Genomic DNA, 14,826 nt, shown 5'->3' on the forward strand with positions numbered 1-14,826 from the left:
TTCGCCCGCCGCCCACCGTGGACAACATCCGCTCCCTCTTCAGACAACTCGCCCCTGCCGTCGATTTCTGTTCGCTGCGCCTGCTTGACGAGCGAAGCGAACGGACCTCGGTGCGGCAGAACGTGCTGCAGCCGCTGAACACCAGCCTCGACCGTGGCGCGATGATCACGGTGATACATCGCGGTGGATATGGTTACGCGGCGACGAGTGACCTCAGCGCAGCGGGGCTGAAGGCGGCCATCGCGAAGGCGCAGGACTGGGCGGCGGCGAGTGCGGGGCGCTCGGTGGTGGATTACAGCGCCATCGAACTGCCGCGCCCGCAGGGTGTCTATGCGAGCCCGCAGAGTGGCGCGGCGCAGCCTTCGCGGCGCGAGATCATCGACATCCTGATGGCGGAGTCGGTGGCGTGTCCGCTGGATCCGCGCATCGTGGATTGGTCGGCATCGCTGTGGACGATTGCCTGCGACCAGCTCTACCTCACGGCCGACGGCGCCGAGATCGCGCAGCAGTTCCGCTATGTGATGCCCGATCTTTCGGTGAGTGCCAATGCGGGCAGCGAGACGCAGACGCGCAGCTTTGCGGGTGGCGGCTTGTGTCAGCAGGGGGATCTGGCGCTGCTGCGTGACAGCGGCTTCATCGGTTGCGCGCCGGGCATTGCGCGCGAGGCGCTGGCCCTGCTGGAAGCGCCGAACTGCCCGACGGGGCGCATGGATCTTCTGCTGATGCCGGCGCAGATGATGTTGCAGATACACGAGTCCATCGGTCACCCGCTGGAGCTGGATCGCATCCTCGGTGACGAGCGCAACTTCGCGGGCACGAGCTTCGTCACGCTCGACATGTTCGGCCACTACCAGTACGGCTCGCGGCTGCTCAACGTGACGTTCGACCCGACGCGGCCCGAGCAATTTGCAAGCTATGGCTGGGACGACGACGGCAGCCCGGCGGAGAAGGTGTTCGTGATCCGCGATGGCATTCTGCAGCGCCCGCTGGGCGGCGCCATCTCGCAGGCGCGGGCGGGCATTGATGGTGCGGCAAGCTCACGCGCGAGCAGCTGGAACCGGCCGCCGCTGGATCGCATGTCCAACCTCAACATCGAACCCGGCGACAGCACGCTGGACGAGATGATTGCCGGCGTCGAGCGCGGGGTGCTGATGGACGCCAACATCTCGTGGTCCATCGACGACTCACGCAACAAGTTCCAGTTCGGCTGCGAGTACGGCCGCCTGATCGAGAACGGCGAACTCACGAGCGTGGTGCGCAACCCGAATTACCGTGGCATCTCGGCGACCTTCTGGCGCTCGCTGCGCGCGGTGGGCAATGCCGACAGTGTGGCGGTGATGGGCACGCCCTTCTGCGGCAAGGCCGAGCCTTCACAGATCATCCGCGTCGGCCACGCTTCGCCGGCCTGCCTGTTCAGCGATGTCGAAGTGTTCGGGGCGGAGGCGTGATGCAACACTGGTTCTACACACTTGCCGACGAGATCACTGCGCGTCTCAGGGGCGATGAGCAATTCACCTGCTGGCTCAGCGCCGAGGCCTCCGACTTCGTGCGCTTCAATCGTGGCCTGATCCGCCAGAGCGGCCATGTGCAGCAGCGCTACCTCACGCTCAAGCTCATCAGTGGCCAGCGCCAGGCGCAGGGCGAGCTGACGCTGAGCGGTGCGCGTGATGAGGACACGGCGCTCGTTGCGCGGCTCATCGACACCTTGCGCACGCAGCTGCCCGATCTGCCCGACGATCCCTACCTGCTGGTCTCCACCGAGGTGCAATCGAGCGAGCGCATCGTGGCATCTGCCCTGCCCCCCACGCAGGACATCGTGGACGAAGTGCTGAGCGTCGCGGCGGGGCACGACTTCGTCGGCATCCTCGCCAGCGGGCCGGTGTATCGCGGCTTCGCCAATTCACTGGGCCAGCGCAACTGGCACGAGGTGGCGAGCTTCAACCTCGACTGGAGTCTCTACCACGCGGCCGACAAGGCGGTGAAGAGCGGTTATGCGGGCTTCCGCTGGGACGGCGCCGCCTTCCGCGACAAGTTTGCCGAAGCCGCGCGCCAGCTGGTGCTGCTGCAGCGCCCCGCCGTGAGCATTGCGCCGGGGCCCAGCCGCGTCTTCCTCACGCCCACCGCGTTGGCCGAGATCATCGGCATGCTGAATTGGGGCGGCGTGTCGGAGAAATCGCTGCGTACCAAACAGAGCTCGCTGCGCCGCATGCGCGATGAAGGCCTCACACTCAACAACGGGGTGTCGCTGTTCGAGAACACTGCCGATGGCCTTGCGCCGAGCTTTCAGGCCGAGGGCTTCATCAAGCCGCCACGCGTGAACCTCATCGAACGCGGCCAGCTTGTCGGCTCGCTGATTTCGCCACGCACGGCGCGCGAGTACGGCCTGGTCACCAATGGCGACGAATCACTGGCAAGCATCGAGGTGGCGGCGGGCACTCTGCCTCAGGCCGAGGCGCTGAGCGCACTCGACACGGGCGTGTGGATCAGCAACCTCTGGTACCTCAACTACTCGGACCGTGCGAGTTGCCGCATGACGGGCATGACGCGCTTTGCGAGCTTTCGCGTCGAGAATGGCGAGATCGTTGCGCCACTCAACGTCATGCGTTTCGATGAGTCGTTGTACCGCATGCTCGGCGATAACCTGATGGCGCTGACGCGAGAGCGCGAGTTGCTCATCGACGGCATGAGTTACGGGCAGCGCGGTACCGATAGCGCTTTGCTGCCGGGTGCGCTCGTTGAGGATTTCCGCTTCGTGCTTTAGCGCTTCGCGGATGGAGGCTGCGCACGGTTAACCCCTCCCAACCTCCCCTTATCAGGGGAGGCGCTCGATATGGCGTGCATGTACTCCCTCCCCTGATAAGGGGAGGGGTGGGGAGGGGTTTGCGTCAGCGTCAGCTCGCCAGCTGGCAGGTATTACGCCCCGCATTCTTGGCGGCGTAGAGGGCCGTGTCAGCGCGCGCGACAAGGCTCTCCAGCGTCTCGCCGACCCGCCAGCGCGTTACGCCGCAGCTGATGGTGACCACCAGCTCGGAGTTGTCGTCGAAGGGTTCGCGCTCGATGCTGGTGCGCAGGCGTTCGGCAACCTGCATGGCCTGGCTGTCGTCGCTCATGGGCAGCAGTACGGCGAACTCTTCGCCGCCCCAGCGGCAGGGCAGATCTTCGGCGCGCAGTTGCTGACGCAGGCGCGCGGCAAGCTGGCGCAGCACCTTGTCACCGATGTTGTGTCCGTGCTCGTCGTTGATGCGCTTGAAGTGGTCGATGTCGAACAACAGCAGTGATAGCGGCTCGTCATGACGTTCGGCCTGGCTCATCAGGCGTGCGGCATCGTCGAGGAAGCGGCGGCGGTTTGGCAGGTCGGTCAGCTCGTCCTCGCTGGCAAGGCGTGCGAGCTCGCGCTCGGCGATTTTCCAGCGCGTGATGTTGAGGTGGGCGCCGACGATGACGGGAGAGCCGTCGAGGTCGGTACTGCGGCGCTTGATGACGTGGCGGTAGCGCTCTTCGCCGCTCAGCGGGTGCACGAAGTGCTGTTCCTTGTCGATGTCGGTACCGGCCAGTACAGCGAGATCTTCCTCAGGTGTGCCGCGCGCCAGTTCCTTGCTGAAGGCGATGACGTGCGCGACCTTGCCGATCAGCTCGTGGCGCGGGGTGCCGCGCTCACGCGCGAAGGCTTCGTTGACAACGAGGAAAGCACCATCCTTGTTCTTGATGTAGAGCGGATCGGGGATGACGTCGATGAGGCGCTGGATGAAGCTCTGGGTGCGCTGACGCTGCTGCGTCTCGCGCTCGAGCGCCTGCTGAAGCGCGCGCTCGGTCTGGCGCCAGTGCGTGGTGTCGTAGAGCGAACAGACGATGACGTACTTGCCCTCAGTGTCGAGACAGCGCGCCTTGGTGACGATGCGGAACTGTTCTTCGCCGGTTGCTGCGTGGCGCTTCTCTTCTTCCTTGTAAACGATCTCGCCACTCAGCACGGCTGCGTCTTCAGTGCGGATGGTGTTGGCGACTGTGGCGTTCGGCGCGAGGTCGGGCGAGCACACGCCGAGCAGGGACTCAACGGGCTTGCCCCACTGTTCGCACTGCGCCTTGTTGACGATGAGGTAGCGGCTCTCTGCGTCCTTGACGTAGATCGGCATTGGCACGGCGTCGAGTACGCGCTGGATGTAGTCACGTGTGGCGCGGTGTTTGTCGAGCTCGGTCTGCAGTGAATCGCTGAGGCGCTGCGTGTCAGCACCCAGCCGGATGCTGGCGACGACACCCGCGGCAATGGCCGAAGCGATGACGGCGAAAGCCGCAGGCATGCCGGCGAGCAGTCCAAGGCTGCCGGCTGCAACGGCAGAGAAGCTGACCAGCGCACCATCGCGCAGGATCTGACGCATGGGAAATCCTGTCTCCTGAACGAACGGGCCGGTCAGCAGCCCGTCATGATGTGAGCATTGTGAAGCAATATGTGAAGAATATGGCGCCGCTGCGCGCGACGCCCCGGACTTTTTGCCGTACGGCCATGTCGTGAGGGTCGCAGTCTACGATGTCCGGGAGGCTGCGTGCGATGTTGCGCACAAGCCGCTACAGTACGAGCATGGCTAGCGCCGTTCTTTGCAGGGGTACAGCATGACCATTCGCATTCTCGTCATTCCCGCCAGCGTCCGTCAGGGCTCGCTCAACCTGCGCCTTGCGCGCAACGCCATCCGGCTCGCTCGCGATGCCGGCATCGACGCCATCGAGATGGACCTGCGCAGTCTGGCCCTGCCCATCTACGATGGTGACCTCGAAGCCGCAGAGGGCGTACCGGCTGGCGCCCTGACCCTGCTGCAGGCCGTGCGCGAGGCGGACGGCATCCTCGTCGTGACGCCCGAGTACAACGGTTTCCCGACGCCGCTGCTGATCAACGCCTTTGACTGGTTGTCGCGCATAGAAGCCAGCGACGCTCACCCCGCCGGCCTCGCCATCACGGCCAACAAGCCGGCGGCATTGCTGTCGGCTTCGCCGGGTGCGGGCGGCGCCTTGCGCTCGATGAACTTCGTACGCCAGTACCTGCAGATGGCCTTCGCGATGATCGTCGTGCCGCAGCAGTTCGCGCTGGGCAAGGCGCACGAGGCCTTCGATGCCGACGGGGCGCTGATCGATGCGCGTGCGGTGAAATCGGTGAGTGGTGTTGTCGCTGCGCTGGCCAGGCTGGCAGAGGCATTGCGACCCCGCAACTGAACGGTGCGCTTATCCACATCACCAGGGCATTAGTGACGTGCCGCCGCCGGCAGCCCGAAAATGTGGTCGAAGCACCAGTTGAAAACGAAGCCATAGACCACGAAGAACAGCAGCAGGCCGAATTCCAGGCCCAGCGCGGCGAGCACGCCGATGTTCAGCCACCAGGTCATCACGGGCAGCAGCAGTACGACCAGCCCCAGCTCGAAACCGATGGCGTGCACCGCGCGGCGGCGCAGGCTGCGGCCGCGCTTGGTCTGGCGTGCTTCCCAGCGCTCGAAGGCCCAGTTGTAGGCCATGTTCCACAGCACCGCGATGGCCGAGGTCACGACGGCGAGACCGCCCGAGCTGGCGGCGCCGTGATCGGTCGTGAACATCACGGTGATTGTCACGCAGACGATGGCGAAGAACTCGAACAGGATGGCGTGGGTAATCTTGCGGCGAAGGCCTTGCATGGGAATTTTATGCGCAACGCATGACGTCGCTTGAGTAAACAGTGGAGCTAGAGCTGTCTGCGGCCCTTGAATCTGGAGAGGCTTTTTCGGTAGTTGAGGTGGCCAGCCACCGTCGAGTGCAGGCTGCCGTAGATGAGACTGATACCTATGATGGATGCGATCAGCGGAGACAGCCAAAGCTCAGCGAAACTGTTGATCCGCGACTCCTCCCGAAGTTCCGGATCATGCAAGACAGTGACCTGTGTACCCATGCCGAGTGACGGTTGCTCGCTGCCGGTTCCTGACTTGAATACGTGTTTGCCTCCCGCATTGTCGGAGTACTCGATAAGAGGAAAAAGCACGTCACCATCTTCATGCATGTCGACGACCCTGCCCGGCAGCTCGATTGCGCGAGCGATGAACGTGTGGGTTTGCCAGGCCATGAACAACGCCGAGGCAAGTACGCACAGTCCCAGAAACATGAGGACGCCAAGTACGATCCTGTCGAAGGCGCTCTTTCGCTTCGGCTTCCTGGGTGGCCTGACTGGATACTGCGGCTCCCACAAGGCCATGGTCTGCCACGGCAATCCGCTCCGGTAGGCTTCGAACATGAGCAGCATGCGTTCGTGCGGGATATCTGCTTCCAGCGAACTGAAATGCGTTTTGCCCGCGCCCTCCCGATACTCGATCAGGTATCCGCCCTCGGGGCTTGTGGCAGCCTGCAGGTAGTGCTGACCACTTTTGCTGAGAATCGCAAAGCGATTGCCGGGGCGGCCCAAGCCTGCAAGCGCCTGTCGCAGCGCTTCCTGATCGGGCTTTCGGATGACGGTGCCGTCTTCCAACTCAAGTTTCATGGCGCTTCGTCAGGGCGGAGCTTGTTCCTTACTGTCGAACGCAATCTTCGCTGCCATGGTTGCCGCCCTTGTACTCGGGCTCGTAGTAGTACTTGTGGAACTGCCACTTGCCGCTCTTGCTCTTGCTGAAGCGCGCAAGGCCAGTGCCGTAGTCTTTTGTCGCCGGGTCTTCGTGGCCGAAGTAGATGGCGAGATCGTTGCCCTTGCCGGTGGCGTGGCCACGGTAAGTGCCATAGCCCGGCACCTCCAGCGTGAACTGATAGGCGTTGTAGCCCGCCGTGCTGTGGGCTGCGACGCGCTTGAGCGTCACTTTGCCGTTGTAGGCGCCTTCCGAGGCATCCACGCCCTTGCAGTCGTAGACGCCGCTGAAATCAGGCGTGGCGGCCAGGCTGATGGCGGGGAGCGCCGTGGCCAGCAGGAAGACGATGGCGTGAACGAACTTGCGCATGGAAGACTCCGCAGGGACAGAAGGTCGGGATGATCGCACAGCGCTCCCCTTGCGGCGCTGAGAGTTGCATGGGGCACCAGACTGGCGCAGGTGGGTGCAGCGGGCGCCAGCTTGCGGTGCGCAGGCGATGGAAAACTGACCGATTGATCAGCTTTTTGTCGGGCACGGATCTGGCTTGTAGAGTTTGCGGAAGCTGACCATCCGGTCAGGAATTTACCGTCAGCCGGAGGTCGCCCATGTCTGATCACATCGTCCTGACATCCCACCCGCGTGGCAAGGCAGGCCCCAGCTCGCCGGTCAGCTGGGGCGCGGCGACCGCTGCCGAGCGCGGGCCGCTGGTGGCGGCCAGCCTCAGCCAGCCGGCGCTGCGCAATGCCATCGGCACGCATTCCGGCTCCTACTCCGTGTATCGCGCGCTGGCCGTGGCAGCAGGTCATCTGCAACGCGATCACAAGCCCGACCTGACTGACACTGCGCCGGTCGTCACCCTCGGCCCGCACCCGCAGTGGGCCGATCCGCACAAGATCATCTCGCTTGACCCCTGGGGTCACCGCGTCGCCGAATACTTTGCCGAGCAGATCGCCGCCGGCCTCGACGTGCGGCCGACCATTGCCATCACCAAGGCCCACATCAACATGCCCGAGCTGGTGGCCGCCATTGCGGCGGGTCGGCTCAAGCCGGATGGCGACATCCTCGAAGCCAACGGCGACGTGCGCGTGACCAAGGCCGCCATCGAACCCGTGTGGTACCTGCCGGGCGTGGCCGAGCGCTTCGGTATCAAGGAGTCGGCGCTGCGCCGTGCGCTGTTCGAACAGACTGGCGGCATGTTCCCCGAGCTCGTCACGCGCCCCGACCTCAAGGTCTTTCTGCCCCCCATCGGTGGCATGACGCTTTACTTCTTCGGCGATGTCGAAAAGCTCGGCAAGCCCGAAACGAAAGTCGCCTGCCGCCTGCACGACGAGTGCAACGGCTCGGACGTGTTCGGCTCCGACATCTGCACCTGCCGACCCTACCTCGCGCATGGCATCGAGGTGTGCATCGAGATGGCCCAGCAAGGCGGCGTCGGGCTGGTGGTCTACAACCGCAAGGAGGGTCGTGCGCTGGGCGAAGTCACCAAGTTCCTCGTCTACAACGCGCGCAAGCGCCAGGTGGGCGGCGACCGTGCCGAGACCTATTTCGAGCGCACCGAGTGCGTGGCCGGCGTGCAGGACATGCGCTTCCAGGAGCTGATGCCCGACGTGTTCCACTGGCTGGGCATCACGCGCATCGATCGCTGGGCCTCGATGAGCAACATGAAGCATGGTGCGCTGGCGGCGCAAGGCATCGAGGTTGTCGAGCGCGTAGCGATTCCCGATGCGTTGATCCCGGCCGATGCGCGCGTCGAGATGGACGCCAAGAAAGCGGCCGGGTACTTCACCGAGAAAGTGCCTGATGCGGCCGAACTGGTGGTGGCCAAGGGCCGGGGGTTGCACGAATGAGTGGCTGGCATACCCCTGTGCCGGACGATCACCCGGCGGCCAGCCTGCTGTCGGCCGATGCCGTGCGTGCGCGCTGCGGCGAGGTGCTGCGCTGGGTCGAGTCGGGGCAATCGGCGCACTTCCGTTTCGACGATTCGCAGCTCACGCCCACTGCGCGCTATGTCTGCGACACCATCCGCCAGCGCTATCCCGATCTGCAGGTGCCCTATCACAGTCGCAAGCGGCACTTTGATGCGGGCGGGGTCGACCGCTGGGCGAAGTTGGTGGAAGAACGCGGCCTCGACGCCGACCCTGCCGAATGCGCACGCGTCGCCATCGACCTGGTCATCCCTTCAGTGTTGCTCGACGCCGGTGCTGGTGCGGCGTGGCGTTACGTCGATGCACTGACCGGCCAGACCCTCACGCGCAGCGAAGGGCTGGGCGTGGCGAGCTTGCGCCTGTTCATTTCCGGCGCCTTGTCGGCCGATGTTCGCCACCCCTTGCGCAGCGATGCCGTGGCGCTGCAGGGCCTGACGGCTGATCGCCTCGCGAGTGCTTTCCAGGTCGATGCCGAGAATCCACTGGTCGGCCTGCAAGGGCGCACTGCCTTGCTGCGCAACCTGGGCATGGTGATGGCGGCCACGCCAGCGGTGTTCAGCCGCAGCGGTAGCCACGAGAGCCGCCTCGGCAACCTGTTCGATTACCTGCGCGCCCAGGCCGATGGCGACCGTCTCGAAGCCTCCGTCATCCTCGACACCCTGCTGCGCGCTCTCGGCCCGGTGTGGCCCGGCCGGGCGCGCCTGCAGGGCGTGCCGCTCGGCGATTGCTGGCAGCACCCGGCGCTGGCCGATGGCTGGGTGCCGTTCCACAAGCTCACGCAGTGGCTCACCTATTCGCTGCTCGAACCGCTGGCCTGGGGCGGGCTCACGATCACCGGCCTTGATGCACTGACCGGCTTGCCGGAATACCGCAACGGTGGGCTGCTCATCGACACGGGCCTGCTGGTGCCGCTGGACCCCGCGTTCGCCACGCGCCGCTGGGCGGTGGATGACGAAGCCATCGTCGAATGGCGCGCCCTCACCGTCAGCCTGCTCGACCGCCTCGCTGCGGGTGTGCGCAGCGAGTTGGGGCTCAGTGCCGAACAGTTTCCGCTCGCCTGCGTGCTCGAAGGCGGCACCTGGGCAGCAGGTCGCCGCATCGCCGCCGAGCGCCGCCCCGGTGGCGGCCCGCCACTGACGCTGGTGAGTGACGGGACGGTGTTCTGATGCAGTCAGCAAGGTGCGCGGTGCGCACCCTACTCCTGCGGCCCAACCCTGTAGGGTGCGCAATGCGCACCAGCCATTGCTGTTTCCCTGAGTGAAGGAGAACCCCATGCCCGCCACCGATTTCGACAACGTCTTCGTCATCGACCACCCGCTGCTGCAACACAAGCTCTCCTTCGTGCGCAGCGCCGACACCACGACTGACAATTTCCGCCGCTTGGTGCGCGAGATCGCGCAGATGATGGCCTACGAGATCACGCGTGACCTGCCCACCGAAAAGGTGCCGGTGACGACACCGCTGACGACCTTCGACTCGCCCGTGATCAGCGGCAAGAAGCTGTGTCTGGCCTCCATACTGCGCGCCGGCACCGGCATGCTCGACGGCATGATCGACCTGCTGCCGGGCGCACGCGTGGCGCACATCGGCCTCTATCGCGACCCCGAGACGCTGGAAGCGGTTGAGTACTACTTCAAGGTGCCCGAAGACATCCAGGACCGCACGGTGATCGTGCTCGATCCCATGCTCGCCACCGGGCATTCGGCGATTGCGGCCATCGACCGCCTCAAGGAAGTCGGCGTCACCAGCCTCAAGCTCGCCTGCCTGATTGCCGCACCAGAAGGCGTCACCAACCTGCGTGCCGCCCACCCTGACGTACCGCTGTGGCTTGCCGCGCTCGACTCGCACCTCAACGACCACGGCTACATCGTGCCGGGCCTGGGCGATGCGGGTGACCGGATCTTCGGGACGAAGTGATGGCGCGCACCATGGTCTCCCCTCTCCCGCCTGCAGCGGGAGAGGGTGGCGCGAAGCGCCGTGAGAGGGACGCGCAGTCGCAGGTTTCGCGCGCTCCCCGGCCCGCTCGCGCGAACCCTCTCCCCCAACCCCTCTCCCCGGCAGGGGAGAGGAGGCCGCGGTCGCAAGTTGCCCTCTCCCCCAACCCCTCTCCCCGGCTGGGGAGAGGGGAGCAGACAGCGGTTGCGCCGGTTGTAAAACCGGGGCGCATCCGGCAGGCGCAGGAGCAGACCATCCTGCAGGCTGCCGAGAAGCTTTTTGCACGCACCGGCTTTGCCGGCACCAGCATGAACGAACTGGCGCTCGCCGCCGGCCTGCCGAAGTCGACGCTGCATTATTACTTCGGCACCAAGGAGACGCTCTACCGCGCCGTGCTGGCGAGCATCCTGGAGGACTGGCTGGTTGGCGCTGAGGCCTTGCGCGCCGATGCCGATCCTGCCGAAGCGCTGCGCACCTACATCCGTTACAAGATGCGCATGACCGCAGGCCGCCCCGATGCTTCGCGCGTGTTCGCCAGCGAGATGCTGGCCGGTGCGCCGCACATCCGCGATCTGCTCGCTGGAGAATTGCGTCGCCTCGTCGCCGCCAAATCACGCGTGATCCGCGAGTGGATCGCTGCCGGCAAGCTCGCCCCTGTTGATCCGCCACACCTGTTCTTCACCCTGTGGGCGATGACGCAGACCTACGCCGACTTCGAGCCGCAGGTCGCTGCCGTGCTCGACACGGCCACGCCACTGTCGTCACGCCACCAGTCGCGCGCTACGGCGCATGTTGAGAGCTTTGTGCTGCGCGCCTGCGGGCTGAAAGCCTGACGCGGGCGACAAAACGGGGCCCGCAGGCCCCGTTCAGTGACTGCATCCAATTGCTCAGAGCTTGATGATGGGCATGCCGGTCAGATAGCCGACGGCAGCGCCGTAGCGATCCTTGTAGTTGGCGCGCACCAGCGGGTCCAGCGTGGCCTTCACCGTGTTGTGGATCGAGCCCCAGTCACCGGGGTGCTGGAAGTTGCTCATGATGTAGGTCCAGCCATTGATGCTGTCGACCGCATGCAGACCGGTCGACTCGCCGCCGGAGGGCACTGACATCAGACGCGAGAGCTTCTTGGTGTCGACGTTGTAGGCCCACAGGAAGTTGTTGACGTGCTGGCTGCTGTCCTCGCCGATGAAGAGGGTGCGCAGCTTCTCGGAGAACTTGAGGTTGTCCGGGTTGCCGATCTTCTCGGGGTTGGCGGTGTTGCCCAGCGCGTCGGCCGTGATGTCTTCGCCCAGCAGCAGGAAGCTGGTCTGCGCCGGCACCCATTCGCTGTCAATGGCTGTGCCGGCCGTGTCCTTCTGGCTGCCGGTGAGCTTGTGTGCCAGCACGCCGCCAGCGCTGATCGCCTTGTCGAGCGACACGCCACTGGCGGCATTGTTGGCGGCATTGCCCTTGACCATGGCTGACTGGATGTTCTGCAGGGCCGAGTAGGCGATCTTGTCCTTGATGTTGACCGTCGTGCCTTCCATCTTGGTGAAAGACATGGTGGCGCCCATGAGGTTGGCATAGCGGTGCGTTTCGAGGAAGGCAGCAGCCTTCTCCATGCCCGGCTTGAGCTTGACCCACTGCGCGCTGCCGTCGAGGTACATCTTGGTGTAGCTGGTGTCGACCGGATCGGTCTTCACTGCGGTCAGGATGTCGCTCGGCGCGAGGCTGCCTGCTAGTGCTTCGATTTCGGCGCTGGTGGCGTGACCGAGGTTGATCCAGCTCAGCGCAGCACCGGCTGCCGTGACGTCGGCGACGAAGCCGCTGCCGACCTTGGCGACGTAGAGCGTGCCGGCCGACAGGTCTTTCTCCTTGTCGGCAACGAACATGAACAGGCCGCCGTTGGTGTAGTCGTCGCCCATCAGCACGGTGCGGTTGTCCGGCATCACCTGGATCAGCTCGTGCGAGATGCGGCCCAGGCAGTAGTGCTTCTTGATCGAGCCCGTGCCGTCGGCATTCACCGTCACTTCCGGCAGGTGACCGTAGTGATAGGGGTTGGCCTTTGTGGCGTCGCCAAAGAGATTCTTGCTGTAGGCCTGGAACATCGTGTTGCTGGAGATGAACTGGGCGTCGGGCTCGTACTCTTCGCTGGAGAGGTGCGTGTTCCACGGCGACAGGCTGGCGCCACAGGTGATCCACAGGCCATGCACGCCCGAGGTATCGACGTTGTGGTACTTCACGAGGCTGAGGCTGCCGGTGGCCGGGTCCTGGTCGAGGGTCAGCACGGCGATGGGTGAAGGCAGGGTGCCATAGGCCGAGGTGCCGGCCAGGTCGCGCGTGGTGTATTCGAATTGCACGACGGCGAACACGGTGTTGCCCTTGACGCCGCTGACGCTGGCGCCGGGGATGGCCAGCAGGGATGAGCCATCGGGGCTGTCGGAATAGAACTGGCGTTCGCTGCCCGCGACCGATTTGTCCATGATGGCTGCATTGTTGATGTCGTAGTAGCCACCGGCGAGGATCTTGCCGCCCTTGCCGTCCGACACCATGTCACCGGTGATGAAGAAGGGCTGATAGCTCAGGGCATAGCTCTGCGACGTGCCGTTGCTGTAATTGGCGACCAGCGTCGATTTGACCGTCGTCGTGGCCATTTCGGCGGGTACCGCCAGCGTCGGCGCAGCCATGCCCTCGAAGCTGACCGAAGTCAGTGTCGCGGCGGAGCTGCTGCTGGAGGACGCCGTGCCCGAAGCGCTGCTGCTGCCGCCGCCACAGGCAGCGAGCATCGCTGTGCTGGCAAAGCCGCCGGCAAGGGGAAGAAGGGGCATGCCCGCAAACGTGCGGAGCGCCCGACGACGGGCAAGATCAAGTTCCTGTTTCATGATTCTCTCTCGGTTCTGCCCGGCTGCTGTGTCGTCCGGGTGGGGCGCGAGTATGGCGAGGGAAAATGACAGATTTGTTATCGCTCCCCGCCGCTTTCCCGGTGCGCAGCGTGCACGCCGCAGTCGGCCATGGGGCCACAGCGATCTTCGCCTTCATACCTCTGCACGAATAGCGAAAATGCGTCACTGCACGCGCGTCGCAGGCCGTGCGATGATCACTTCAACACGCCTGCCAGGGCATCTGCCCGCTGACTCCCGGGAGCCACCATGCTTGATCTCGTCATCCGCAACGCCAGCCTGCCCGACGGTCGCACGGGGCAGGACATCGGCATCGAAAGCGGCCGCATCGTCGCCGTGCAGTCAGCGCTTGCCTCACAGGCTGCGGAAGAGATCGACGTCGCAGGCCAGCTCGTCACGCCGCCTTTCGTCGACGCGCACTTCCATATGGACTCCGCGTTGAGCTACGGCTTGCCGCGTGTAAACCAGTCCGGCACCCTGCTTGAAGGCATCGCCCTGTGGGGCGAGCTCAAACCTACGCTCACGCAGGACGCCATCGTCGAGCGCGCACTCGCCTACTGCGACTGGGCCGTCGCCAAAGGCCTGCTCGCCATTCGCTCACATGTCGACATCTGCGACCCGCGCCTGCTCGCCGTCGAAGCCCTGCTCCATGTGCGTGAGAAAGTGAAGCCTTACCTCGACCTGCAACTCGTCGCTTTCCCGCAGGACGGCGTGCTGCGCAGCCCCGGTGCGCTGGAGAACCTGCAGTGCGCGCTCGACATGGGCGTCGACGTGGTCGGCGGCATTCCCCACTTCGAACGCACGATGGCGGATGGCGCCGAGTCGGTGCGCATCCTCTGCGAGATCGCCGCCGAGCGCGGCCTGCGCGTCGACATGCACTGCGACGAAAGCGACGACCCCTTGAGTCGCCACATAGAGTCACTCGCCTTCCACACGCAGCGCCTCGGCCTGCACGGCCGTGTCGCGGGTTCGCACCTTACGTCCATGCACTCGATGGACAACTACTACGTCTCCAAGCTCATCCCACTGATCCGCGAAGCCGGCGTCGCAGCCATCGCCAATCCGCTCATCAACATCACGCTGCAGGGCCGGCACGACACCTATCCCAAGCGACGCGGCATGACGCGCGTGCCGGAGCTGCTGGCCGCCGGCGTGCCGGTGGCATTCGGGCATGACTGCGTGATGGACCCCTGGTACCCCATGGGCAGTGGCGACATGCTCGAAGTCGCGCACATGGGCCTGCATGTCGGCCAGATGACCGGGCAGGACGCCATGCGTCAGTGTTTCGCGGCGGTGACCGAGACGCCGGCGAAGATCCTCGGGCTCGACGGCTATGGCGTCAGTCCGGGCTGCAAGGCCGACCTTGTGCTGCTGCAGGCGCGCGACGCAGTCGAAGCGATCCGCCTGCGCGCCACTCGCCTCAAGGTCTGGCGTGGTGGCAAATTGATTGCAGAGAGCCCTGCCAGCACCGCCGCGCTGCACCTGCCGGGGCGCCCCGCGCAGGTCAGTTGGCAGTCCTGACAAGGC

Annotated in this window: 13 protein-coding genes; 8 read left to right on the plus strand and 5 right to left on the minus strand. The window is 65.0% G+C overall.

All coding sequences use genetic code 11. The annotated features are described in order from the left end of the window. The first annotated feature begins 17 nt into the window (after positions 1 to 17). Together ABEA02_RS11985 and ABEA02_RS11990 are read left to right on the plus strand one after the other, a co-directional pair. Complete coding sequence (locus tag ABEA02_RS11985) at positions 18 to 1,448, plus strand: TldD/PmbA family protein (RefSeq protein ID WP_345533202.1); 1,431 nt, start codon at positions 18 to 20, stop codon at positions 1,446 to 1,448. Further along, entirely contained in the window at positions 1,448 to 2,761 is a 1,314-nt protein-coding gene (locus ABEA02_RS11990; protein ID WP_345533204.1) for a TldD/PmbA family protein, read from the plus strand. Before ABEA02_RS11985 ends, ABEA02_RS11990 begins: the two co-directional genes overlap by 1 nt. A gap of 130 nt (positions 2,762 to 2,891) precedes the next feature. Here ABEA02_RS11990 and ABEA02_RS11995 read toward each other — a convergent pair whose 3' ends face one another. Continuing rightward, positions 2,892 to 4,373: a sensor domain-containing diguanylate cyclase gene (locus ABEA02_RS11995; RefSeq protein ID WP_345533205.1), complete on the minus strand. Its 1,482-nt coding sequence runs from the start codon at positions 4,371 to 4,373 to the stop codon at positions 2,892 to 2,894. 232 nt (positions 4,374 to 4,605) lie between these two features. Here ABEA02_RS11995 and ABEA02_RS12000 point away from each other — a divergent pair, with 232 nt between their 5' ends. Continuing rightward, the gene (locus ABEA02_RS12000) at positions 4,606 to 5,199 is read left to right on the plus strand and encodes an NADPH-dependent FMN reductase (RefSeq protein WP_345533206.1); all 594 of its coding nucleotides are present in this window, start codon (positions 4,606 to 4,608) and stop codon (positions 5,197 to 5,199) included. A 29-nt stretch (positions 5,200 to 5,228) separates the two neighbouring features. On the opposite strand, the gene ABEA02_RS12005 is transcribed toward ABEA02_RS12000, so the two are convergent. Genes ABEA02_RS12005 through ABEA02_RS12015 form a run of 3 tightly spaced genes read right to left on the minus strand, consistent with a single transcriptional unit; the run spans position 5,229 to position 6,932 of the window. Next, complete coding sequence (locus ABEA02_RS12005) at positions 5,229 to 5,651, minus strand: PACE efflux transporter (RefSeq protein ID WP_345533207.1); 423 nt, start codon at positions 5,649 to 5,651, stop codon at positions 5,229 to 5,231. Between the two features lie 47 nt (positions 5,652 to 5,698). Continuing rightward, complete coding sequence (locus tag ABEA02_RS12010) at positions 5,699 to 6,484, minus strand: DUF3592 domain-containing protein (RefSeq protein ID WP_345533208.1); 786 nt, start codon at positions 6,482 to 6,484, stop codon at positions 5,699 to 5,701. Between the two features lie 28 nt (positions 6,485 to 6,512). Next, positions 6,513 to 6,932, minus strand: coding sequence for a hypothetical protein (locus tag ABEA02_RS12015; RefSeq protein WP_345533209.1), 420 nt, complete (start codon positions 6,930 to 6,932; stop codon positions 6,513 to 6,515). Between the two features lie 236 nt (positions 6,933 to 7,168). Here ABEA02_RS12015 and ABEA02_RS12020 point away from each other — a divergent pair, with 236 nt between their 5' ends. The 4 genes from ABEA02_RS12020 to ABEA02_RS12035 all read left to right on the plus strand — a co-directional run bounded on the left by ABEA02_RS12020 (position 7,169) and on the right by ABEA02_RS12035 (position 11,256). Next, entirely contained in the window at positions 7,169 to 8,410 is a 1,242-nt protein-coding gene (locus ABEA02_RS12020) for a GTP cyclohydrolase II (RefSeq protein WP_345533210.1), read from the plus strand. Further along, on the plus strand, positions 8,407 to 9,654 hold the full coding sequence (locus ABEA02_RS12025; RefSeq protein WP_345533211.1) for a URC4/urg3 family protein: 1,248 nt from the start codon (positions 8,407 to 8,409) through the stop codon (positions 9,652 to 9,654). Before ABEA02_RS12020 ends, ABEA02_RS12025 begins: the two co-directional genes overlap by 4 nt. A 106-nt stretch (positions 9,655 to 9,760) precedes the next feature. Then, positions 9,761 to 10,405, plus strand: coding sequence for a uracil phosphoribosyltransferase (gene upp, locus ABEA02_RS12030; protein WP_345533212.1), 645 nt, complete (start codon positions 9,761 to 9,763; stop codon positions 10,403 to 10,405). Positions 10,406 to 10,416: 11 nt separating this feature from the next. Beyond that, positions 10,417 to 11,256, plus strand: a complete 840-nt coding sequence (locus ABEA02_RS12035; protein WP_345533213.1) for a TetR/AcrR family transcriptional regulator — start codon at positions 10,417 to 10,419, stop codon at positions 11,254 to 11,256. 54 nt (positions 11,257 to 11,310) lie between these two features. Here ABEA02_RS12035 and ABEA02_RS12040 read toward each other — a convergent pair whose 3' ends face one another. After that, positions 11,311 to 13,281, minus strand: a complete 1,971-nt coding sequence (locus ABEA02_RS12040; RefSeq protein ID WP_345533214.1) for a PhoX family protein — start codon at positions 13,279 to 13,281, stop codon at positions 11,311 to 11,313. A 267-nt stretch (positions 13,282 to 13,548) separates the two neighbouring features. Here ABEA02_RS12040 and ABEA02_RS12045 point away from each other — a divergent pair, with 267 nt between their 5' ends. Then, positions 13,549 to 14,820 carry an amidohydrolase family protein gene (locus tag ABEA02_RS12045; RefSeq protein WP_345533215.1) on the plus strand — a complete coding sequence of 424 codons (1,272 nt, stop codon included), beginning with the start codon at positions 13,549 to 13,551 and terminating at the stop codon, positions 14,818 to 14,820. The last annotated feature ends 6 nt before the right edge of the window (positions 14,821 to 14,826 follow it).

The sequence above is a fragment of the Viridibacterium curvum genome (assembly GCF_039544165.1).
GTDB classification, from domain to species: domain Bacteria; phylum Pseudomonadota; class Gammaproteobacteria; order Burkholderiales; family Rhodocyclaceae; genus Viridibacterium; species Viridibacterium curvum.

Bases quoted from the DNA above. Each gene is read 5' to 3' on its own strand.
- ABEA02_RS12020 (WP_345533210.1), top strand. From the start codon at position 7,169: ATGTCTGATCACATCGTCCTGACATCCCACCCGCGTGGCAAGGCAGGC.
- ABEA02_RS12015 (WP_345533209.1), bottom strand. From the start codon at position 6,932: ATGCGCAAGTTCGTTCACGCCATCGTCTTCCTGCTGGCCACGGCGCTC.
- ABEA02_RS12000 (WP_345533206.1), top strand. From the start codon at position 4,606: ATGACCATTCGCATTCTCGTCATTCCCGCCAGCGTCCGTCAGGGCTCG.
- upp (WP_345533212.1), top strand. From the start codon at position 9,761: ATGCCCGCCACCGATTTCGACAACGTCTTCGTCATCGACCACCCGCTG.
- ABEA02_RS12040 (WP_345533214.1), bottom strand. From the start codon at position 13,281: ATGAAACAGGAACTTGATCTTGCCCGTCGTCGGGCGCTCCGCACGTTT.
- ABEA02_RS11995 (WP_345533205.1), bottom strand. From the start codon at position 4,373: ATGCGTCAGATCCTGCGCGATGGTGCGCTGGTCAGCTTCTCTGCCGTT.
- ABEA02_RS12035 (WP_345533213.1), top strand. From the start codon at position 10,417: ATGGTCTCCCCTCTCCCGCCTGCAGCGGGAGAGGGTGGCGCGAAGCGC.
- ABEA02_RS12005 (WP_345533207.1), bottom strand. From the start codon at position 5,651: ATGCAAGGCCTTCGCCGCAAGATTACCCACGCCATCCTGTTCGAGTTC.
- ABEA02_RS12010 (WP_345533208.1), bottom strand. From the start codon at position 6,484: ATGAAACTTGAGTTGGAAGACGGCACCGTCATCCGAAAGCCCGATCAG.
- ABEA02_RS12045 (WP_345533215.1), top strand. From the start codon at position 13,549: ATGCTTGATCTCGTCATCCGCAACGCCAGCCTGCCCGACGGTCGCACG.
- ABEA02_RS11990 (WP_345533204.1), top strand. From the start codon at position 1,448: ATGCAACACTGGTTCTACACACTTGCCGACGAGATCACTGCGCGTCTC.
- ABEA02_RS12025 (WP_345533211.1), top strand. From the start codon at position 8,407: ATGAGTGGCTGGCATACCCCTGTGCCGGACGATCACCCGGCGGCCAGC.